Origin of the sequence: Desulfobacula sp., from assembly GCF_014237455.1 — a bacterium.
In the GTDB taxonomy this organism is placed as follows: Bacteria; Desulfobacterota; Desulfobacteria; order Desulfobacterales; family Desulfobacteraceae; genus Desulfobacula.
The window spans coordinates 1-18,242 of the sequence record NZ_JABZFL010000068.1; the positions used below are offsets into that span (position 1 = coordinate 1).

The following is an 18,242-nucleotide window of genomic DNA, read 5'->3' on the forward strand; positions in this document are numbered from 1 at the left end:
GCGACCATTAACGTGGAGCTGATTAACCCCATCGCAATGGAAAAAGAGCTCAGGTTTGCCATCAGAGAAGGTGGCCGTACTGTTGGTGCCGGTGTTATCGGTGAAATTGTAGAGTAAGTTAGGAAGAATGATCTATCATGTTGAAAACTAAAATTAGGATCAGGCTCAGAGCATACGATCATAAACTCATTGATCAGTCTTCAGTAGATATTGTTGATACCGCAAGGAAGACCGGCGCCAAAATTGTTGGACCGGTGCCGCTTCCGACTCGGATAAACAAATTTACTGTATTGCGTTCTCCCCACGTGAACAAAAAATCACGTGAACAATTTGAAATTAGAACGCATAAAAGGATGATGGATATTCTGGAACCCACCCAGCAGACAGTTGACGCGTTAATGAAACTTGATCTTTCGCCGGGTGTGGATGTGGAAATTAAATTATAGTTCAATAACAGGAACCAATTATGAGCGCATTACTTGGAAAAAAAATCGGAATGACCAATGTGTTTTCCTCAGATGGGAAGCTTGTTCCTGTTACTGTTGTGCAGGTCGGACCATGTGTTGTTACTCAGCTCAAAACCAAAGAGACTGATGGATATAATGCTCTTCAGCTTGGATTTGATGAAAAACCGGTTGAAAAACTGAACAAACCCATGGCAGGGCACTTGAAAAAAGCTGGTGATAAAGGATTCCGCGTTTTACGGGAATTTAGAACCGATGACCTTGAAGATGTTGAAGCCGGTGCTACCATAGGAATTGATGTATTTGCCGTAGGTGATAAAGTAAATATATCTGGAATTTCTAAAGGACGCGGTTTTCAAGGTACGATTAAAAGACACGGTTTTAGCCGTGGTCCTGAAACACATGGTAGCAGAAATCACAGAAAACCAGGGTCTATTGGAAATAGTGCCTGGCCTGGAAAAGTTTTTAAGGGAAAGAAACTTCCCGGCCACATGGGCACAAACAGAGAGACCGTAAAGAATCTCACAATTGTAGACATTAAGCATGAAGATAATCTCCTGTTGGTGAAAGGCGCAGTGCCGGGTTTTAAAACAGGAATATTGGAAGTGCATAAAGTATAAGACTAAAATGCGGCTATGGGTATTGCAATATTTTCGCAGTGATGCATAGCTGATCAAAATTTATGAGGAAGAATATGGCTGCTGTAGATGTATTAAACAGTGCAGGTAAAAAAGTGTCTGAAACTCAGCTTCCTGAAGAGATTTTCAACATACCCGTTAGAACAAGTGTTCTTCACCAGGTCGTTCGCTCCCAGCTCGTTTCAAAACGGGAAGGGACGGCTGCGTGTAAAACCAGGAGTATGGTGAAAGGCAGTACCAAAAAGCTTTTCAGGCAGAAAGGAACCGGTAATGCACGTGCCGGTAGTGTGAAATCCCCTTTAAGAAAGGGTGGTGGGGTGATTTTTGGGCCGTCTCAAAGGTCCTATGCGATAAAGGTGCCCAAAAAGGTAAGAAAGCTAGCATTGAAAATGGCGTTAAGCTCTAAGATGGAAAATAATACTATTTATGTAATTGATGATTTCAATCTTGAAGCCGTTAAGACTAGAGAATTTGCCAATGTCCTTAAAATTTTAGAGCTTTCAGATCTGTTGATTGTTTCTGATGCAGATGATACAAATCTTCTGCTTTCCTCCAGAAATATTCCGGATATCAAGGTGATAAAGACAGAGGGACTCAATGTGGTTGATATCTTAAAGTTTAAAAACCTTCTTCTAGTAGAATCTAGCATTAATAATATCAAGGGGAGGTTAAGCTAAGATGGAACGATATGATATTATCAGAGGCCCTTTGGTTACTGAAAAAACAACTCTTCAAAAAGAATTGAACAACCAGGTGACATTTAAAGTTGATAAAAGAGCTAACCGGGTTGAAATCAAAGATGCTGTTGAGAAAAATTTCAATACCAAGGTAAAACAGGTCCGAACTGTACAGGTAAAAGGAAAAGCAAAACAGCGCGGCAGAATTATCGGGAAAAGAAAAGACTGGAAAAAAGCGATAATTACATTGATGCCAGGACAAAGAATTGATTTTTTTGAAGGTGTTTAAAGAGGTATATATATGTCAACAATAATTAAGACAAAGCCGACATCTCCCGGAAGACGGTCTCAGGAATACCTTTCTTTTGAAGAAATTACCAAAACCAGTCCTGAGAGACGACTGACAAAAAAGTTAAATAAACATTCCGGTCGTAATTCCTACGGAAGAATTACTGTAAGACATAGAGGTGGCGGAGCAAAAAAGAAATATCGCATCATTGATTTTAGAAGAGATAAAGAAGGTATTCCGGCAAAGGTATCGGCCATTGAATATGACCCCAACAGGAGCGCCAGGATTGCTCTTCTGGTTTATGCTGACGGTGAAAAAAGATATATTCTGGCACCGTTGGATATAAAAGTCGGTGATATTCTGGAAACTGGCCCGGGAGCTGATATTAAACCGGGTAACTGCATGCCCCTTGAAAATATCCCTACGGGTACAAGGATTCATAATATTGAATTGAAGCAGAACAAGGGTGGCCAGATCGTTAGAAGCGCCGGTGGCTATGCACGGCTTATGGCAAAGGAAGGCAGTTATGCTCAGGTTCTTCTGCCTTCAGGTGAGGTCAGAATGATTCATCTGAAATGCAAAGCAACTATCGGTAGAGTGGGTAATGAAAAACATGGTGATGTAAAGATCGGTAAAGCCGGTCGGTCTCGATGGATGGGAAGACGTCCGTCTGTCCGTGGTGTTGCTATGAACCCGGTTGATCATCCTATGGGTGGTGGTGAGGGAAGATCTTCAGGCGGCAGGCAGCCTTGTACACCCTGGGGCGTGCCGACAAAAGGCAAGAGAACCAGAAAGAGCAGCAGAACCGATCGGTATATTGTTAAAAGAAGAGCTAAGTGAAAATAAATACCAAGAGAAAATAAATAGGTTGAATTATGCCAAGATCATTAAAAAAAGGACCCTACATTGCACCGCAACTTTTAAAGAAAGTTTTGGGAGCAACTAAATCCAAAAGCAACAAAGTTATCAAAACCTGGTCGCGTAGATCCACTATATTTCCTGAAATGGTCGGCATCACATTTGCTGTACATAACGGTAAAAAATTCATACCTGTTTTTGTTACAGAGAATATGGTTGGTCATAAGCTTGGTGAGTTTTCACCTACTAGAACATTTTGGGGCCATGCCGGAGATAAAAGATCCAAGAGGTAATCTCTTGTCTGATTAAAGGATATTGATATGGAAGTTAAAGCAACTACAAGATATACAAGGATTTCACCATTTAAGCTCCGGTTGCCCATTAATGAAGTAAAAGGCAAAAATGCCGGGCAGGCCCTGACGCTTTTAAAATTTATGCCGCTCAAAGCTGCAGGGGTTATTTATAAAACCTTGCAGTCAGCTATCGCTAATGCTGAGCATAACAATGAGCTTGATGTGGATAAGCTGATTGTCAAAAATATAATTGTTGATCATGGCCCTACCATGAAACGGTTCAGACCAAGGGCCAGGGGAAGAGCAAGCAGGATTTTGAAAAGAAGCAGTCATTTAACTATAATTGTTGAAGAAACTGACAAATAGGAGGAGATAAGCTTGGGTCAGAAAGTACATCCAACCGGATTTAGATTAGGTATCGTCAGGACTTGGGATTCCAGATGGTATGCGGATAAAGAATATGCCTCTTTTGTTGAAGAAGATTTCAAAGTCAGGAAATTTTTGAAAAAGAAACTCTTTCACGCGGGTATTTCAAAAATAGAAATAGAACGGTTTTCTAAACAGATTCGACTGAGAGTGTTTGCAGCAAGGCCTGGTATTATTATCGGGAAAAAAGGATCAGAGATTGCATTGCTTAAACAGGAACTTGAAAAAATGCTCGATCCTGCGGTGCTGATCGATATCAAAGAAGTCAGACGTCCTGAAATTGATGCTCAGTTGGTTGCGGAGAATATTGCGCTTCAGCTGGAAAGAAGAATTGCTTTCAGAAGAGCGATGAAACGCAGTGTGTCTTCTGCCATGCGGTTTGGAGCAAAAGGAATTAAAATTATTTGTTCCGGTCGACTGGGGGGTGCTGAAATGGCAAGAACGGAGTGGTACAAAGAAGGCCGTATCCCTCTTCATACCTTAAGAGCTGATGTTGATTACGGCTTTACCGAAGCAAGAACTACATACGGAACCATTGGAATTAAAACTTTTATTTTCAAGGGTGAAGTATTAAATCCTGGTGAACAAGCGCTGGCTAAATAGAGGCGATTAGGAGAAATTAAGAAATGCTTAGTCCAAAAAATGTAAAATTCCGGAAACAGTTTCGTGGCAGAACAAAGGGATCTCCAGGCAGAGGTAACACATTAAGCTTTGGTGACTTCGGCCTTCAGGCAATCGAATGCGGATATGTAAGTGCAAGACAGATTGAAGCAGCAAGGGTGGCGCTAACCCGCCATGCAAAAAGAGCAGGTAAAAGTTGGATTAGATTTTTTCCGGATCACCCAGTTACGAAAAAACCGGCAGAAGTCAGAATGGGTAAGGGTAAGGGTGCTACAGATGCTTGGGTTGCCAGAGTGAAACCGGGTAAGATTCTTTATGAGATGGAAGGTATCCCAAAAGAGGTTGCCAAAGAGGCCATGAAACTTGCAGCTGCAAAACTTTCCGTGAAAACCCGTTTTGTGGAAAGGAGCTAAGTAAATATGAAAGCCAGTAAAATAAAAGCAGGTGAAATTAGAGAGATGGGAGCAGACCAGATGAAAGAAAAGCTTGTAGAATTAAAAAAAGAGCTTTTTAATCTTCGCTTTCAGAACGATGTTGGACAGCTTGAGAACACATCGACACTTTCAAACGTCAAAAAAGATATTGCAAAACTTTACACAATATCTAAGGAAATGAACGTAAACATAAGCTAATTTGCGAAGATACTACTATGGAAAATATTCAAAAAAATAAAAAAGAGCTGATAGGCCTTATCATATCAGATAAAATGAATAAATCGGTAGTCGTTCAGATCGAAAGATTTGTTCAGCACAAGATTTATAAAAAATTCATGAAACAGTATAAAAAATACCATGCTCATGATGAGAAAAATGAATGCAGGATCGGTGATATAGTTAAAATCATCGAGACAAGACCCTTGAGCAAGCTTAAGCGTTTCAGAGTCAGTGAAATCGTTAAAAAAGCTGTTTGATTAAAGGAATTGAGAAATGATTCAGAGTGAAACAAGATTAACTGTCGCAGACAACTCCGGGGCAAAGGAACTGTACTGCATCAAGGTACTTGGCGGATCCAGAAGACGATATGCCAGCATAGGTGATATCATCACTTGCTCTGTTAAGGAAGCAATCCCCAATGCAAAAGTAAGGAAGGGTGATATTGTTCAGGCGGTGATTGTCAGAACCAAAAAGGAAATATCCAGACTTGATGGCTCAATGATTAGATTTGACGATAACTCAGCTGTTATTTTAACTAAATCAAATGAACCGGTTGGAACGCGTATCTTTGGTCCGGTGGCAAGAGAGTTAAGGGCCAAAAGATTTATGAAAATCGTCTCTCTGGCTCCTGATGTTCTTTAATTATTTGGATTTTGGAGAAAAATTCTTATGGGAACAATGAAAATCAGAATGAAAAAAGATGATAAGGTTAAAATACTGACCGGAAAAGATAAAGGTAAAATCGGTAAAGTGTTGAAAGTCGTTAGAAAGACCAACCGTGTCATTGTTGAAAATATTAATGTTGTTAAGGTTCATCAGAAACCAACACAGGCAAATCCACAAGGTGGTATCGTGGAAAAAACCATGCCGATTCAAATTTCTAATCTTATGGTTATGTGTAATGCGTGTGTAAAACCGACAAGAATTGGAATGAAACAATTGGAAGATGGAAAACGGGTAAGAATCTGCAAAAAATGCAATCAGCAGATAGATTCTTAAGACCAAAGGCGGAGAGAATACATGTCAACCCTTAAGGAAAAATACAATAACGAGGTTGTTCCCCAGCTTAAGGGAACCTTTAATTATATAAATGAATTACAGGTGCCTAAGTTAGAGAAAATCGTGTTAAACATGGGACTTGGAGAAGCGGTCAGAAATCCCAAGATCGTTGATCCGGCAGCCTCAGAACTGGCGTTGATCGCCGGTCAGAAAGCAGTAATTACAAGAGCCAAAAAACCGATTGCAAATTTTAAACTCCGCGCTGACCTACCCATCGGGTGCAAGGTTACCCTGCGCAGTGAAAAAATGTATGATTTTTTTGACAGACTTGTGAATATTGCTTTACCACGTGTCAGGGACTTTCGGGGAATATCGCCAAAGGCTTTTGACGGCAGGGGCAATTACACCCTTGGTATCACAGAGCACATTATATTCCCTGAAATAGATTATGATAAGACCGACAGTATCAAAGGTCTTAATATTACTATTGTGACAACAGCTAAAACGGATGAGGAAGGCAAAGTATTCTTGAAAATGTTGGGAATGCCTTTCAAAAATTAAGGATCTTAAGGAGGAAGGCTTGGCTAAAAAAGCTTTAATTGCAAAGGCGCAAAGAAAACCTAAGTTTTCAGTGCGTGCATATAACAGATGCCCTTTATGCGGTAGACCAAGAGCATTTATTAGAAAAGCTGGTATTTGCAGAATTTGTTTTAGGAAACTTGCATCAGAAGGCAAGCTTCCAGGGGTTACCAAATCAAGTTGGTAATTGACAGATTTTAAAAAAAATATATATCAGCGGATTTTAAGGAGATTTCAAATGGCAATTAGTGATCCAATTGCAGACATGCTGACAATTATTAGAAATGGTGGTAAAGCAGAGTTTGTTAAAGTGGATATCCCCGGGTCAAAAATTAAGTTGGAAATGGTTCGGGTGCTTAAGGAACAAGGTTACATCAAGGATTTTAAATTCCTGGAGAATGAGACACAAGGAGTGCTTCGTGTCTATTTAAAATATGTATCCGAGGGACAGTCCACAATTTTTGGTATTGAAAGAGTGAGTAAACCATCTTGCAGGGTTTACAATAAATCAAAACAGATTAAGCCGGTTTTAAATGGCCTGGGCATATCTATCGTCTCAACCTCCAAAGGATTGATGACAGATAAACAGGCTATCGAAGCGAACGTCGGTGGTGAAATTCTTTGTAACGTATGGTAGGTCAGGAGTAATATATGTCTAGAATAGGAAAAAAGCCGGTTCAGCTTCCAGATAAGGTCCAATTTGCCCTGAAGGGTGATATGATTTCAGTCAAAGGACCCAAAGGTAATCTCGAACGTCAACTGCACCCGGCTATCGAAATAAGTATAAATGACGATATTGTAACCGTTAAAACAGATACCAGCAACAAGAAAAAAGTGGCCTTGCAAGGATTATTCAGATCCCTTATTTCCAATATGGTGACCGGTGTTACTGTCGGATATGAGAAAAAACTTCTGCTTTCCGGTATTGGTTATCGTGCAGAAGTAAAAGACAAGAGTCTTATACTCAATGTTGGATATTCCAACCCGGTTGAATTTACACTTCCTGAAGGGATTTCTGTTAATGTTGAAAAAAATACACAGATTTTCTTATCAGGAATTGATAAGGAAACGCTTGGCCAGACTGCGGCAAACATACGAAAAATCAGACCACCTGAACCTTATAAAGGCAAAGGCATAATGTATGCCGATGAAAGAATTATGAGAAAAGCTGGTAAGACTGCAGGCAAGGAATAACCTGAAGGTCACACGTAAAAGACGGGAATATAAAGATTATGGGAAATACAGCACCAAGGCTTAAAGCAAGGCTTAAAAGAAAGAAGAGAATCAGAAAAAATATTTTTGGTAATCAGGATCGTCCGAGATTAAGTGTGTTCAGAAGTTCAAAGCATATCTACGCTCAAATTATTGATGATACCTGCGCCAGCACACTTGTGTCTGCCTCTACCCTTGATAAGGAGTTCAGGGAAAACAAGGCAGAGGGCAAAAAGGCAGAAATTGCAAAGGCAGTTGGAAACCTCGTCGGCAAGAGAGCTCTTGATAAAGGAATTAAAAAAGTAGTCCTGGACAGGAACGGATTTTTATATCATGGGCGCATTAAAGCGCTTTCAGACGGAGCCCGTGAAGCCGGATTGAATTTTTAATTAAGGAGGAACACCCTTGGCAAGACAGCAGATGGAAGATAATGGATTAATTGATAAGGTCGTCAGGATCAATCGTGTTGCAAAAGTTGTAAAAGGCGGTAGAAACTTCAGCTTTAGTGCACTCGTTGTTGTGGGTGACGGTGAAGGTCAAGTTGGTTACGGTCTTGGAAAAGCAAAAGAAGTCCCTGAAGCCATTAAAAAAGGTATGGAAAAGGCAAAAAGAAATATGGTTAAAATTTCTTTACTTAAGGGGACTATCCCGTTTGAAGTTATCGGAAAATCAGGCGCCGGTCGAGTATTGCTGAAACCGGCTTCGCCGGGTACCGGTCTGATTGCCGGCGGCGGGATTCGTGCAGTCCTTGAGGCAGTCGGAGTAACCGATATCCTGACAAAATGTATCGGAACACATAACACCCAAAATATTGTCCGGGCAACGATGGCAGGCCTTCAATCACTTTGTACAAAAGAAGAAGTAGCAAAACGTCGTGGTCTTAGACCTGAAGAGATATAAGAGGTTGTGAAAAATGGCTGATAGAATTAGAATCACACAAGTTAAAAGCACAATAGGAAGACCTGCCAAACATGGTCGGATTATTCGTTCCCTTGGATTGAGAAAAATGAATCATACAGTTGAGCATAATGCTGACCCGGTTATCCTGGGACAGGTTAAAAAAGTGTCTCATCTCATTAAAGTAGAGGATGTGTAATATGCAGCTTCATGATTTAGCACCTGCGCAGGGCTCCAGAAAAAAAAGGAAAAAAGTCGGTAGGGGTCCGGGGTCAGGAATGGGTAAAACCAGTACCCGCGGCCACAAAGGTCTGAAAGCAAGATCCGGCGGTAATGTAAGACCAGGGTTTGAAGGCGGTCAGATGCCGATTTACAGGAGACTTCCCAAAAGAGGTTTTTTCAATATATTTAAAACAAACAATGCTGTCTTAAATGTAAAAGATCTGGACAGATTTGAAGATGGTGCAACGATTGATATTGATGCCTTAAGAGAAGCCGGACTGGTAAAAGGGCGTGTTGATGGCGTTAAAATTCTCGGTCTGGGTGAAACAACCAAGAAATTTTCCTTAAAAAATATTCTTGTTTCCAAGACGGCCAAAGAAAAAGTCGAATCTGCCGGCGGAAGTATAGAATAACGATTAAGAAAAGGATGTAAGGAACCAATAAATGATCCAGAACAGCTACCAGAATTTATTTAAACTTCCTGAGCTTAAAAGAAAGATTTTCATTACACTCGCGTTGCTGTTTGTTTACCGTATCGGGATTCATGTCCCCACACCCGGGGTTAATGGTGCAGCACTATCCTCTTTTTTTGCCGCAGCTGAGGGAACCTTATTTTCCATGTTCAATATGTTTTCAGGTGGCGCATTGGAAAGATTTTCCATATTCGCATTAGGAATTATGCCTTATATCAGTGCTTCGATTATTTTAGAGCTGATGACAGTGGTTGTACCGCACCTTGAACAGCTTAAAAAAGAGGGTGACGCAGGTCGTAAAAAGAAAACTCAGTATACCAGATATGGGACAGTTATCTTGAGTGTTATCCAGGGATTGGGTATCAGTGTCGGGCTTGAATCCATGACTTCACCAGCCGGAGTGGCGATTGTTCCCTATGCCGGATGGGGTTTCAGACTTGTCACCATTATTACGCTTACTGCAGGTACTTCATTTATCATGTGGCTGGGAGAACAGATTACTGAAAGAGGAATAGGAAACGGTATTTCTCTCATCATTTTTGCAGGTATTGTTGCAAGTATGCCATCTGCACTGGGAAACACCTTGCAGCTAATGACGACCGGAGAAATGGGGATTTTTATCATTATTATCCTTACGGTTCTCATGATAGCCGTTATTGCTGCTATTATCTATATGGAACAGGCACAGCGAAGGATACCGGTACATTATGCCAAGCGTGTAGTGGGTCGAAAAATGTATGGGGGGCAAACCTCGCATCTTCCACTAAAAATAAACACTGCTGGTGTTATACCACCTATTTTTGCATCCTCTATCATTATGTTCCCGACTACTCTGGCACAATTTATGGATATACCGGTTATGAAAACAGTGGCAGCCATGTTCAGCCCGGGAACAATCTGGTACTATCTTCTCTATGTAGGGTTTATTATTTTCTTTTGTTTTTTCTACACAGCCGTACAGTTTAATCCTGAAGATGTTGCCGAGAACATGAAAAAGAATGGGGGATATATCCCTGGAATCAGACCGGGTAAAAGAACGTCAGAATACATTGATAAAGTGTTGACAAGAATAACTGTTGGCGGTGCTTTATATGTGTCTGCTGTTTGTGTTCTGCCCACCTTTTTGATGAGTAAGTTTAATGTTCCGTTTTATTTTGGCGGCACTGCGCTTTTGATTGTTGTGGGGGTGTCCATTGATACTATTTCCCAAATAGAGTCCCATCTGATTACAGGTAATTATGAAGGCTTTTTGGGAAGATCCGGCAGTAAAAGAATAAAAGGCAGATCCTGATTTAACGGTTTAAAACTATAGGAGATTAATAAATCTATGGCAAAAGAAGAACCCATTAAAGTTGACGGGAAAGTACTTGAAACACTACCCAATGCCATGTTTAAAGTTGAGCTCGAAAACAAGCATGTATTGTTAGCTCATATTTCAGGCAAAATGAGAATGCATTTTATTAAGATCTTACCAGGGGACAGGGTGACTGTAGAAATTTCACCTTATGATTTAAGCCGAGGCAGAATTACATATAGATATAAATAAATATTTGATTTTATATAATATAATAGATATTAGGTTAGGAGTTAATGGATGAAAGTCAGGGCATCTGTAAAAAAAATCTGTAGAGATTGTAAAATAATAAAAAGACGTGGTGTCATAAGAGTTATTTGTATTAATAAACGCCATAAACAGCGTCAGGGATAGGGGGAAAGAAATTTGGCACGTATCGCAGGAGTAGATTTACCAAGAGATAAGCATGCATGGATAGCTTTAACCTATATCTACGGAATAGGGGCAAGTAGATCAAAGCTAATACTTGAAAAAACAGGCATTGATCCTACTACAAAAGCAAATAACCTGACCGAAGAACAGGTTAACGACATCAGAAAAGTCATTGACGCGGAGTATAAGGTTGAAGGTGAACTCAGAAGTGAAGTTTCCATGAATATTAAAAGGTTCATGGATCTGGGTTGTTACAGAGGATTACGTCATCGTAAAGGCCTTCCCTGTCATGGTCAAAGAACCAGTACAAACGCTAGAACAAGAAAAGGTCCCAAAAGGACTGCGGTTAAAAAGAAAAATTAGGATAATCTAAAAAGGTACTGTGAATTATGGCAAAAAAGTCCAAAAAAAATGTATCCAAAAAACGGGTAAGAAAGAATATTTCCACAGGCATTGTACATATTCAATCTACTTTTAATAATACAATCGTCACAATTGCCGATGAAAACGGAAATACCATTTCATGGTCCAGTGCGGGTGTGCAGGGATTTAAAGGTTCCCGAAAAAGTACGCCTTTTGCGGCTAAACTGGTTGCAGAAGATGCCGGTGCAAAAGCGATGGAACACGGCATGAAAAATATTGGTGTATATGTTAAAGGACCCGGGCCTGGTCGAGAATCAGCTTTAAGGGCACTGCATGCGCTCGGATTCAATATATCCATGATCAAAGATGTTACCCCGGTTCCCCATAATGGATGCCGTCCGCCAAAAAGAAGAAGAGTATAAGTTTACCGGTTTGATAAAGGAGAAAAACATTGTCACGTTATAGAGGTTCTGTTTGCCGACAATGCAGACGCGAAAACATAAAACTTTTTTTGAAAGGCGATAGATGCTTTTCAGATAAATGCAGTTTTGATAGAAGAGGATATCCCCCTGGACAGCATGGACAGAGAAGGAGCAAATTATCAGATTACGGAATTCAGCTCAGAGAAAAACAGAAAGTCAGAAGGCTTTACGGGATATCGGAAAAACAGTTCAGAATTTCGTTTAAAAAGGCGGATAGACAAAAAGGAATTACTGGTACTAACCTTTTAAGCCTTTTGGAAACACGTCTTGATAATACTGTTTTTAGAATGGGATTTGTGAATTCCAGAACTCAGGGCAGACATTTTGTAAGACACAATCATTTTATAGTAAATGGTAAAAAAGTAAATATTCCATCTTACCAGGTTAAAAAAGGTGATGTGATCGAACTTCGGGAAAAAAGCAAAAAAATTCAGACGATTTCAGATTCTCTGGATGCCATTGTAAGACGCGGTATCCCCCAATGGCTTGAAATCAACAAAGAGAAGTTTAAAGGCGAAGTTCTTGGCGTTCCTGTACGTGAAGATATTACTCTTCCTATTCAGGAACAATTAATTGTAGAGCTTTACTCAAAATAGGCAAACCATTGATATGGTTTATTCAAATATTTATTCAGGAGATATAGATGTCATCTGAAAAACTTGCGTATGTGAACTGGCGAGAGATGATCAAGCCGGAGAAGCTTGACGTTACCACAACTTCAACATATGGTAAATTTGTATGTGAACCCCTTGAAAGAGGATATGGTATCACTATCGGGAACTCTCTGCGACGTATTATTCTTTCATCCATATATGGCCCAGCCATTGTATCGGTTAAATTTGATGATGCTCTTCATGAATATAGTGTGATATCAGATATTAGAGAAGATGTTTCCGAAATCATTTTAAACCTGAAAGAGCTGAAACTCAGGGTTGAAGACATGGAAGACAAAATATTAACATTGAGTGCCAAGGGTGAATGCGAAGTTACGGGTGCTGACATTGTAAGCCCGGACGGTAAGGTTGAAATCCTTAACCCTGAGCAGCATATTGCCACCATTTCCAAAAAGGGTGTATTAAACATGACCCTGGTTGCAAAAACCGGAAAAGGCTATGCGCTTTCTTCGGCTAACAAGGATGAGGATTCTCCCATTGGGACTATCCCTGTTGATAGTGTGTTTTCTCCCATTAAGCGTGTGAAATATGTGGTAGGAACAACTAGAGTCGGACATAAAACTGATTATGATAAGCTCACCCTTGAAGTATGGACGGATGGTTCCGTAACCCCGGACAATTCGATTGCATATGCGGCTAAAATTCTCAAAGAGCAAATGAATCCATTTATCAATTTTGATGAAGATATGGAACCCGATTATGTCGATGAAAATTTAAATGAGTCAGATCTTGGCCTTAACGAGAATATTTACAGACCTGTGGATGAGCTTGAATTATCTGTCAGGAGTTCCAATTGTTTGAAAAATGCCAGAATCCATACTATTTATCAATTGGTACAAAAAACAGACAGTGAAATGCTGAAAACTAAAAACTTTGGTAGAAAATCCTTAAATGAAATAAAGGAAGTCCTTGCTTCCATGGATCTTTCACTCGGTATGGATCTCGAAGGTTTTGAACCACCAGAAGATGAGAACAATCAGGAAGGAGAATATATCCATGAAACATAGAAAATCAGTATTAAAATTAAACAGGACCTCAAGCCATAGAAAGGCTATGTTCAGGAACATGGTAACTTCTCTGTTCAAACATGATAAAATTAAAACGACTGAAGCAAAAGCAAAAGGGTTAAGACAGATTGCAGATAAAATGGTAACGCTTGCCAAAAGAGGGAATTTGCATGCAAGACGACAGGCTCTCGCAGTGATTCGGGAAAAAGATGTTGTTCATACCCTTTTTAATGAAGTTTCAGAGAAGTTTAGTTCAAGACAGGGTGGGTATACTAGGATTATCAAACTAGGCCCCAGAAAAGGGGATGTTGCCCCAATGGTACAGATTGAATTGATTTTTGACTGATACCCCTCAGCTCAAAAGTTAAAAAAACATTAAAATCCCTGGCAGGCAAAAGCTGCCAGGGATTTTTGCGTTTATTTTTCCAATTTTCAACTATGACATGATAGAAAGCCTGAGTGAAAATCATTTGTTCTGTTTGGCTTGGTAAAGTCTTTTGTCCGCCGCTTTTAAAAGAATTGCCGATGAATTCATTCCTTTTTCAAACACAGAAGAAAGGCCATGGCTTAATTTGACATAAAAAGTGGTGTTGTTGGCAGATAAAGGGTCACTTGCAAGTTTTTGTTTTACTCTGTTGATATAGTTTGCCGCTTGATTTTTATTTGTGGAAGGCAGAATGACCACAAATTCATCGCCTGCAAATCGAGCCACAATATCAGAATCCCGCCCATGGCTTTTCAGACAATTTGCAGTATGACATAATGCCATATCCCCGTTATCATGGCCAAAAGTATCGTTGATGGATTTAAGATCATCCAGATCCAGGAAGAGAACTGTCAGATCAATGTGATACCGTTTGGACCGTTGAAATTCCCTTTCAAGAGCTCTTTCCATTACCCCCCGGTTTAAAAGACCTGTCAATGGATCATGGAATGCAAGAAACTTTAGCTGTTCATGTGCCGTTACATTGGAGAGACATAAAGACACTTTAAGTGCCAGTTGTTCCAATAAAGATGTGTCAATACCCGGTTCAAACCTGTGAATATTTTTATCGGCCTGATTAATGCTTCCTACAATTTCGCCGTCCAGAGTGATGGGTGCAATAGCAATGGAACCGAGTTTATATTCTGATGCCTCAGGGATCAATGGATGGAATTCGGTTAGATTTTTATTGGCCAGTAAGGGTTTCAGCTGGTTTCGGGTTATACTTGAAAAATTTTTTTCGGGTAAAAATGCCGTTGATGTCTTTAAGAATTTTGAATTTTGAATATTTTGAAGATATCTGGAAATACTGCTTTCTTCAATAATGGAGAGCCATGTATAAGGAACAGAAAATTTTGAACTGATTTCAAACAACAATTTTTTAATAAAATCCTGAAAATTTAAAATGGTCAAAATACTGATTTCAATTTCATGAAATTTTCTGGCAGTAATTTCGTTATTTTTGAGTCGTTCTAAAACTGAATGTGGAATTGTCATGTCTTTTCTTTAAGTCGCATAACAGAGAAAGTCAATATGAATCGTGATTTTGAGCAAGGTAATGGCAGGTAGATTTTTTTAAATTGTAAATAAACCTGCAACAATTGACATAATGGAATTATTTTTTGTTTTGCACTTGAAAACAAGTCCTTCTTTGTGACATATTAGCTTCGCATTGTTTAGGAGATCCTGAATGAAAACGAGACATCAGCATTGACAAAAATTAAAAAACCATCCCTTTTTTATGGCTACACGATCATCGTAGCCTCCTTTTTTATCCAGGCCATTGTCTGGGGTACCAGCAACAGTTTTGGTATATTTTTTGTTCCATTAATAAGTGAATTCGGATGGTCGAGAGCAACTATTTCAGGTGCGGCCTCTTTATGTTTCCTGGTGCATGGTTTAGCCAGTATTCTCTTGGGAAATCTAAACGACAGGTTCGGACCCAGACTCATCATGAGTGCCTGTGGTTTCTTCCTTGGGCTGGGCTTTCTGTTGATGGCAAACGTCAATTCTGTCTGGCAGCTGTATCTATTCTATGGGCTGATTGCCGGTATTGGGCTCGGTGGTATAGATGTTATACCTCTGTCAACTGTGGCAAGATGGTTTAAAAAGAAACGAGGAATGATGAGCGGCATCATCAAAGTCGGTACCGGAGTTGGAATGTTCATCATGCCTTTTTTCATTACGTGGCTTTTGAAAAGTTATGGATGGCGCACTTCATTTGCAGTGTTAGCAGTTATTATCATGGTCTCTGTAATATTTGTTGCCCAGTTTCTGGTGAGAGATCCAATCCAGAAAGCACAATTTATTGATAATAAAAACAGCCATACAACGGATAATTTAAATAAAACTGAAGAGGGATTGACTTTTCAGAAAGCGCTCCATACCAGACAATTATGGACGATTTGTGCCATCTATTTCATTATCCTCATCTGTGTTTACACCATCTTGATACATATTGTTCAACATGCCATTGATCTTGGCATTCCAGTGGCAGTTGCAGCAGGACTTTTAGCGACTATTGGCGGAGTGAGTATCTTGGGCAGATTTTTGATGGGTGGGGCCGGGGACAGAATCGGTGAAAAATCGGCGCTGTTCATCTGTCTTTTGTTCCTGTTAACAGCACTATGCTGGCTACAGGCAGTTAAAACTTTATGGATGTTTTATTTATTCGCAATCTTATATGGGTTTGCCCATGGCGGTTTTTTTTCTTTAGCTTCACCGTTGATTGCAAGGCTGTTCGGGACAAGATCTCACGGTCTTCTTTTCGGGATTGTCATTTTTTGCAGCACCATTGGCGGAGCTATCGGTCCGGTTGTGGCCGGATACATATTCGATGTAACCTGTAGCTACAAAATCGTTTTTTTGATTCTGGCAGCCCTATGTATTGTTGCCCTGGCCTTAACTGCATCACTAAAATCCTTCCGTCGGGGCAGTGTATAGAATGGAGAGACTCATTTTTAAAGAAAGTGCAATACGATTATGGAACCATTTTAAATCCCAGCATATTATAATGTGATTTTTAATCAAACATCTGATATATTTATCCTAATTTATGGGTTGTAACCATAAAAATTACACCCAGTTAAAAGATTTTTCAATGGCTTTTTTCCATTTGGAATACAGATCGTCGCATTTTTTTTGGGACATGGAGGGAAGCCATCTTTTATCCTCTGACCAGTTTGCTTTCAAATCCTGAGTACTATTCCAGAATCCTGTGGCAAGCCCGGCAGCATATGCTGCCCCCAATGCAGTTGTTTCGATTACCGTCGGCCGTATAATCGGTACGTTGAGAATATCAGACTGAAACTGCATGAGCAATTCGTTTAGAACCATTCCCCCGTCAACTTTGAGCAGGCTAAGATCTACTCCTGAATCTTTTTTCATTGCAGTGGTGATATCACGTGTCTGATAGGCGTTTGCCTCAAGAACTGCTCTTGCCAGATGCCCTTTATTAGCAAATCTTGTTATCCCGGTAATAACGCCCCTTGCGTCGGATCGCCAGTAGGGGGCAAACAGTCCGGAAAATGCAGGTACAAAATAAATATCGCCATTATCCTCCACTGTTTTTGCCAGGTCTTCAATTTGTGAAGCAGACTTGATAATACCTAAGTTATCCCGCATCCACTGTACCAGAGCGCCGGCAATGGCAATGGAGCCTTCCAGGCAGTACACGACTTTTTCATTGTTGATCTGATATCCGACAGTGGTCAAAAGACCGTGCTGAGAGATGATGGGTGTATTCCCTGTATTCATCAACAAGAAACAACCCGTCCCATAGGTGTTTTTAGCTTCCCCTTTGGAAAAACAGGTTTGACCGAAAAGTGCTGCCTGCTGATCACCCAGCGCACCGCAAACAGGTGTTTCACCTTTGAAAGGACCGTCCTTTAGTGTTCTTCCCCAGGTATTAGAGTCTATGGAAGGCTTTATATCCGGTAGTATGGATATGGGGATACCCAGCGCATCTAAAAGCTCTTTATCCCATTCAAGGGAGTTGATATTCATCATCATGGTCCGGCTGGCATTGGAAACATCTGTAATGTGTGATCCTTTTTCCGGGCCTCCGGTCAGCCACCAGATAATCCAGGTTTCGATTGTTCCGAACAGAACATCGTCTGATAAGATATCTTTTTTTGCATCTGGTATATTGTCAAATACCCATTTTGCTTTTGGGCCTGAAAAATAGGTTGCTACGGGCAGGCCTGTTTTTTCAGTGAAGAATGCCTCTCCGGTCTCTGTTGCAAGATTTTTACAGATATCATCTGTTCTTGTACATTGCCATACAATCGCATTATAATATGGCTTTCCTGTTTTCTGGTTCCAGACGACACAGGTTTCTCTTTGATTGGTTATTCCAATCGAATCAATCGATTGGACTGAAATTTTGGTTTTAGCCATCACTTCTTCAATGACGGAACAAGTGTTTTTCCAGATCTCAACAGGGTCATGTTCAACCCAGCCTGGTTTTGGGAAAATTTGTTGGTGCTCCTTTTGTGCTGAAGCAAAAATATTCCCTTTTTTATCAAAGAGAATGAATCTGATGCTGGTTGTCCCAAGGTCTATCGAACCGACATATTTTGGCATAATTTTGCCCCCGGATATTTAAAAATCATAACTTGTAAAGTGTCTTTCAACCTTGATATAAAACCATATCATTTAGATAGTGTCGTTTAAACATTTAAATATATATTTTCGCATTCATTTTC

The 18,242-nt window shown here is 40.1% G+C and carries 33 protein-coding genes; 31 read left to right on the plus strand and 2 right to left on the minus strand.

From position 1 onward, the window contains the following. From HGJ91_RS09740 to rplQ, 30 genes are all read left to right on the plus strand, one after another. A partial coding sequence (locus HGJ91_RS09740) for a hypothetical protein (protein WP_291346414.1) occupies window positions 1–117 on the plus strand: 117 nt, incomplete at its 5' end. Window positions 118–137: 20 nt separating this feature from the next. Continuing rightward, window positions 138–446, plus strand: coding sequence for a 30S ribosomal protein S10 (gene rpsJ / locus HGJ91_RS09745; RefSeq protein ID WP_291347553.1), 309 nt, complete (start codon window positions 138–140; stop codon window positions 444–446). A 17-nt stretch (window positions 447–463) separates the two neighbouring features. Continuing rightward, window positions 464–1,084 carry a 50S ribosomal protein L3 gene (gene rplC, locus HGJ91_RS09750; RefSeq protein ID WP_367142595.1) on the plus strand — a complete coding sequence of 207 codons (621 nt, stop codon included), beginning with the start codon at window positions 464–466 and terminating at the stop codon, window positions 1,082–1,084. A gap of 74 nt (window positions 1,085–1,158) precedes the next feature. After that, window positions 1,159–1,779, plus strand: a complete 621-nt coding sequence (gene rplD, locus HGJ91_RS09755) for a 50S ribosomal protein L4 (RefSeq protein ID WP_291347555.1) — start codon at window positions 1,159–1,161, stop codon at window positions 1,777–1,779. 1 nt (window position 1,780) lies between these two features. Beyond that, window positions 1,781–2,068: a 50S ribosomal protein L23 gene (rplW, locus tag HGJ91_RS09760; RefSeq protein WP_291347556.1), complete on the plus strand. Its 288-nt coding sequence runs from the start codon at window positions 1,781–1,783 to the stop codon at window positions 2,066–2,068. 12 nt (window positions 2,069–2,080) lie between these two features. Beyond that, entirely contained in the window at window positions 2,081–2,908 is an 828-nt protein-coding gene (gene rplB, locus HGJ91_RS09765; RefSeq protein WP_291347557.1) for a 50S ribosomal protein L2, read from the plus strand. A gap of 35 nt (window positions 2,909–2,943) precedes the next feature. Next, window positions 2,944–3,219: a 30S ribosomal protein S19 gene (gene rpsS / locus HGJ91_RS09770; RefSeq protein WP_291347558.1), complete on the plus strand. Its 276-nt coding sequence runs from the start codon at window positions 2,944–2,946 to the stop codon at window positions 3,217–3,219. A 27-nt stretch (window positions 3,220–3,246) separates the two neighbouring features. Next, the gene (rplV, locus tag HGJ91_RS09775; RefSeq protein ID WP_291347559.1) at window positions 3,247–3,585 is read left to right on the plus strand and encodes a 50S ribosomal protein L22; all 339 of its coding nucleotides are present in this window, start codon (window positions 3,247–3,249) and stop codon (window positions 3,583–3,585) included. Window positions 3,586–3,597: 12 nt separating this feature from the next. Further along, window positions 3,598–4,248: a 30S ribosomal protein S3 gene (gene rpsC, locus HGJ91_RS09780; protein WP_291347560.1), complete on the plus strand. Its 651-nt coding sequence runs from the start codon at window positions 3,598–3,600 to the stop codon at window positions 4,246–4,248. Window positions 4,249–4,271: 23 nt separating this feature from the next. Next, window positions 4,272–4,679, plus strand: coding sequence for a 50S ribosomal protein L16 (gene rplP / locus HGJ91_RS09785; protein ID WP_291347561.1), 408 nt, complete (start codon window positions 4,272–4,274; stop codon window positions 4,677–4,679). A gap of 6 nt (window positions 4,680–4,685) precedes the next feature. Continuing rightward, a complete protein-coding gene (gene rpmC, locus HGJ91_RS09790; RefSeq protein WP_291347562.1) occupies window positions 4,686–4,898 on the plus strand; it encodes a 50S ribosomal protein L29 in 213 nt (70 codons plus the stop codon). 17 nt (window positions 4,899–4,915) lie between these two features. Continuing rightward, window positions 4,916–5,176, plus strand: coding sequence for a 30S ribosomal protein S17 (rpsQ, locus tag HGJ91_RS09795; protein WP_291347563.1), 261 nt, complete (start codon window positions 4,916–4,918; stop codon window positions 5,174–5,176). Window positions 5,177–5,192: 16 nt separating this feature from the next. Further along, on the plus strand, window positions 5,193–5,561 hold the full coding sequence (gene rplN, locus HGJ91_RS09800; RefSeq protein WP_291347564.1) for a 50S ribosomal protein L14: 369 nt from the start codon (window positions 5,193–5,195) through the stop codon (window positions 5,559–5,561). Window positions 5,562–5,603: 42 nt separating this feature from the next. Next, entirely contained in the window at window positions 5,604–5,918 is a 315-nt protein-coding gene (gene rplX, locus HGJ91_RS09805) for a 50S ribosomal protein L24 (protein ID WP_291347652.1), read from the plus strand. 21 nt (window positions 5,919–5,939) lie between these two features. Further along, a complete protein-coding gene (gene rplE, locus HGJ91_RS09810; protein ID WP_291347565.1) occupies window positions 5,940–6,479 on the plus strand; it encodes a 50S ribosomal protein L5 in 540 nt (179 codons plus the stop codon). Between the two features lie 19 nt (window positions 6,480–6,498). Next, on the plus strand, window positions 6,499–6,684 hold the full coding sequence (locus tag HGJ91_RS09815; RefSeq protein ID WP_291347566.1) for a type Z 30S ribosomal protein S14: 186 nt from the start codon (window positions 6,499–6,501) through the stop codon (window positions 6,682–6,684). Window positions 6,685–6,735: 51 nt separating this feature from the next. Next, the gene (gene rpsH / locus HGJ91_RS09820; protein ID WP_291347567.1) at window positions 6,736–7,134 is read left to right on the plus strand and encodes a 30S ribosomal protein S8; all 399 of its coding nucleotides are present in this window, start codon (window positions 6,736–6,738) and stop codon (window positions 7,132–7,134) included. Window positions 7,135–7,148: 14 nt separating this feature from the next. Continuing rightward, window positions 7,149–7,691, plus strand: coding sequence for a 50S ribosomal protein L6 (rplF, locus tag HGJ91_RS09825; RefSeq protein WP_291347568.1), 543 nt, complete (start codon window positions 7,149–7,151; stop codon window positions 7,689–7,691). Between the two features lie 38 nt (window positions 7,692–7,729). After that, window positions 7,730–8,098 (plus strand): 50S ribosomal protein L18, encoded by a 369-nt coding sequence (gene rplR / locus HGJ91_RS09830; RefSeq protein WP_367142594.1) that lies wholly within the window; start codon window positions 7,730–7,732, stop codon window positions 8,096–8,098. Window positions 8,099–8,114: 16 nt separating this feature from the next. Continuing rightward, complete coding sequence (gene rpsE, locus HGJ91_RS09835; protein WP_291347569.1) at window positions 8,115–8,609, plus strand: 30S ribosomal protein S5; 495 nt, start codon at window positions 8,115–8,117, stop codon at window positions 8,607–8,609. A 13-nt stretch (window positions 8,610–8,622) separates the two neighbouring features. Continuing rightward, window positions 8,623–8,805 carry a 50S ribosomal protein L30 gene (rpmD, locus tag HGJ91_RS09840; RefSeq protein WP_291347570.1) on the plus strand — a complete coding sequence of 61 codons (183 nt, stop codon included), beginning with the start codon at window positions 8,623–8,625 and terminating at the stop codon, window positions 8,803–8,805. A 1-nt stretch (window position 8,806) separates the two neighbouring features. Beyond that, window positions 8,807–9,241 carry a 50S ribosomal protein L15 gene (gene rplO, locus HGJ91_RS09845; RefSeq protein WP_291347571.1) on the plus strand — a complete coding sequence of 145 codons (435 nt, stop codon included), beginning with the start codon at window positions 8,807–8,809 and terminating at the stop codon, window positions 9,239–9,241. A 31-nt stretch (window positions 9,242–9,272) separates the two neighbouring features. Next, the gene (gene secY / locus HGJ91_RS09850) at window positions 9,273–10,592 is read left to right on the plus strand and encodes a preprotein translocase subunit SecY (protein ID WP_291347572.1); all 1,320 of its coding nucleotides are present in this window, start codon (window positions 9,273–9,275) and stop codon (window positions 10,590–10,592) included. A gap of 36 nt (window positions 10,593–10,628) precedes the next feature. Further along, window positions 10,629–10,847 (plus strand): translation initiation factor IF-1, encoded by a 219-nt coding sequence (gene infA / locus HGJ91_RS09855; RefSeq protein WP_004073836.1) that lies wholly within the window; start codon window positions 10,629–10,631, stop codon window positions 10,845–10,847. Window positions 10,848–10,895: 48 nt separating this feature from the next. Then, window positions 10,896–11,009, plus strand: coding sequence for a 50S ribosomal protein L36 (gene rpmJ / locus HGJ91_RS09860; RefSeq protein WP_006963720.1), 114 nt, complete (start codon window positions 10,896–10,898; stop codon window positions 11,007–11,009). A 12-nt stretch (window positions 11,010–11,021) separates the two neighbouring features. Continuing rightward, window positions 11,022–11,390, plus strand: a complete 369-nt coding sequence (rpsM, locus tag HGJ91_RS09865; RefSeq protein ID WP_291347573.1) for a 30S ribosomal protein S13 — start codon at window positions 11,022–11,024, stop codon at window positions 11,388–11,390. Between the two features lie 26 nt (window positions 11,391–11,416). Beyond that, window positions 11,417–11,812 carry a 30S ribosomal protein S11 gene (gene rpsK, locus HGJ91_RS09870; protein ID WP_291347574.1) on the plus strand — a complete coding sequence of 132 codons (396 nt, stop codon included), beginning with the start codon at window positions 11,417–11,419 and terminating at the stop codon, window positions 11,810–11,812. 29 nt (window positions 11,813–11,841) lie between these two features. After that, window positions 11,842–12,468, plus strand: coding sequence for a 30S ribosomal protein S4 (rpsD, locus tag HGJ91_RS09875; RefSeq protein ID WP_291347575.1), 627 nt, complete (start codon window positions 11,842–11,844; stop codon window positions 12,466–12,468). Window positions 12,469–12,515: 47 nt separating this feature from the next. Continuing rightward, a complete protein-coding gene (locus tag HGJ91_RS09880) occupies window positions 12,516–13,553 on the plus strand; it encodes a DNA-directed RNA polymerase subunit alpha (RefSeq protein WP_291347576.1) in 1,038 nt (345 codons plus the stop codon). Then, on the plus strand, window positions 13,543–13,899 hold the full coding sequence (gene rplQ, locus HGJ91_RS09885; protein ID WP_291347577.1) for a 50S ribosomal protein L17: 357 nt from the start codon (window positions 13,543–13,545) through the stop codon (window positions 13,897–13,899). The genes HGJ91_RS09880 and rplQ overlap by 11 nt, the downstream gene beginning before the upstream one ends. Window positions 13,900–14,019: 120 nt before the next feature. Here the strand turns inward: rplQ and HGJ91_RS09890 are convergent, their stop codons facing one another. Then, the gene (locus HGJ91_RS09890; RefSeq protein ID WP_291347578.1) at window positions 14,020–15,033 is read right to left on the minus strand and encodes a sensor domain-containing diguanylate cyclase; all 1,014 of its coding nucleotides are present in this window, start codon (window positions 15,031–15,033) and stop codon (window positions 14,020–14,022) included. Between the two features lie 213 nt (window positions 15,034–15,246). On the opposite strand from HGJ91_RS09890, the gene HGJ91_RS09895 reads away from it, so the two are divergent. Then, window positions 15,247–16,479 carry an MFS transporter gene (locus HGJ91_RS09895; protein ID WP_291347579.1) on the plus strand — a complete coding sequence of 411 codons (1,233 nt, stop codon included), beginning with the start codon at window positions 15,247–15,249 and terminating at the stop codon, window positions 16,477–16,479. A gap of 132 nt (window positions 16,480–16,611) precedes the next feature. Here HGJ91_RS09895 and glpK read toward each other — a convergent pair whose 3' ends face one another. Then, window positions 16,612–18,120 (minus strand): glycerol kinase GlpK, encoded by a 1,509-nt coding sequence (gene glpK / locus HGJ91_RS09900; protein WP_291347580.1) that lies wholly within the window; start codon window positions 18,118–18,120, stop codon window positions 16,612–16,614. Between the last annotated feature and the right edge of the window lie 122 nt (window positions 18,121–18,242).

Bases quoted from the DNA above. Each gene is read 5' to 3' on its own strand.
- rpsH (WP_291347567.1), top strand. From the start codon at position 6,736: ATGGCAATTAGTGATCCAATTGCAGACATGCTGACAATTATTAGAAAT.
- rplO (WP_291347571.1), top strand. From the start codon at position 8,807: ATGCAGCTTCATGATTTAGCACCTGCGCAGGGCTCCAGAAAAAAAAGG.
- rplP (WP_291347561.1), top strand. From the start codon at position 4,272: ATGCTTAGTCCAAAAAATGTAAAATTCCGGAAACAGTTTCGTGGCAGA.
- HGJ91_RS09890 (WP_291347578.1), bottom strand. From the start codon at position 15,033: ATGACAATTCCACATTCAGTTTTAGAACGACTCAAAAATAACGAAATT.
- rplB (WP_291347557.1), top strand. From the start codon at position 2,081: ATGTCAACAATAATTAAGACAAAGCCGACATCTCCCGGAAGACGGTCT.
- rplW (WP_291347556.1), top strand. From the start codon at position 1,781: ATGGAACGATATGATATTATCAGAGGCCCTTTGGTTACTGAAAAAACA.
- glpK (WP_291347580.1), bottom strand. From the start codon at position 18,120: ATGCCAAAATATGTCGGTTCGATAGACCTTGGGACAACCAGCATCAGA.
- rplF (WP_291347568.1), top strand. From the start codon at position 7,149: ATGTCTAGAATAGGAAAAAAGCCGGTTCAGCTTCCAGATAAGGTCCAA.
- rpmD (WP_291347570.1), top strand. From the start codon at position 8,623: ATGGCTGATAGAATTAGAATCACACAAGTTAAAAGCACAATAGGAAGA.
- rpsK (WP_291347574.1), top strand. From the start codon at position 11,417: ATGGCAAAAAAGTCCAAAAAAAATGTATCCAAAAAACGGGTAAGAAAG.
- HGJ91_RS09880 (WP_291347576.1), top strand. From the start codon at position 12,516: ATGTCATCTGAAAAACTTGCGTATGTGAACTGGCGAGAGATGATCAAG.
- rpsQ (WP_291347563.1), top strand. From the start codon at position 4,916: ATGGAAAATATTCAAAAAAATAAAAAAGAGCTGATAGGCCTTATCATA.
- secY (WP_291347572.1), top strand. From the start codon at position 9,273: ATGATCCAGAACAGCTACCAGAATTTATTTAAACTTCCTGAGCTTAAA.
- infA (WP_004073836.1), top strand. From the start codon at position 10,629: ATGGCAAAAGAAGAACCCATTAAAGTTGACGGGAAAGTACTTGAAACA.
- rplN (WP_291347564.1), top strand. From the start codon at position 5,193: ATGATTCAGAGTGAAACAAGATTAACTGTCGCAGACAACTCCGGGGCA.
- rpsJ (WP_291347553.1), top strand. From the start codon at position 138: ATGTTGAAAACTAAAATTAGGATCAGGCTCAGAGCATACGATCATAAA.
- rplQ (WP_291347577.1), top strand. From the start codon at position 13,543: ATGAAACATAGAAAATCAGTATTAAAATTAAACAGGACCTCAAGCCAT.
- rpmC (WP_291347562.1), top strand. From the start codon at position 4,686: ATGAAAGCCAGTAAAATAAAAGCAGGTGAAATTAGAGAGATGGGAGCA.
- rplR (WP_367142594.1), top strand. From the start codon at position 7,730: ATGGGAAATACAGCACCAAGGCTTAAAGCAAGGCTTAAAAGAAAGAAG.
- rpmJ (WP_006963720.1), top strand. From the start codon at position 10,896: ATGAAAGTCAGGGCATCTGTAAAAAAAATCTGTAGAGATTGTAAAATA.
- rplV (WP_291347559.1), top strand. From the start codon at position 3,247: ATGGAAGTTAAAGCAACTACAAGATATACAAGGATTTCACCATTTAAG.
- rpsS (WP_291347558.1), top strand. From the start codon at position 2,944: ATGCCAAGATCATTAAAAAAAGGACCCTACATTGCACCGCAACTTTTA.
- rplE (WP_291347565.1), top strand. From the start codon at position 5,940: ATGTCAACCCTTAAGGAAAAATACAATAACGAGGTTGTTCCCCAGCTT.
- rplD (WP_291347555.1), top strand. From the start codon at position 1,159: ATGGCTGCTGTAGATGTATTAAACAGTGCAGGTAAAAAAGTGTCTGAA.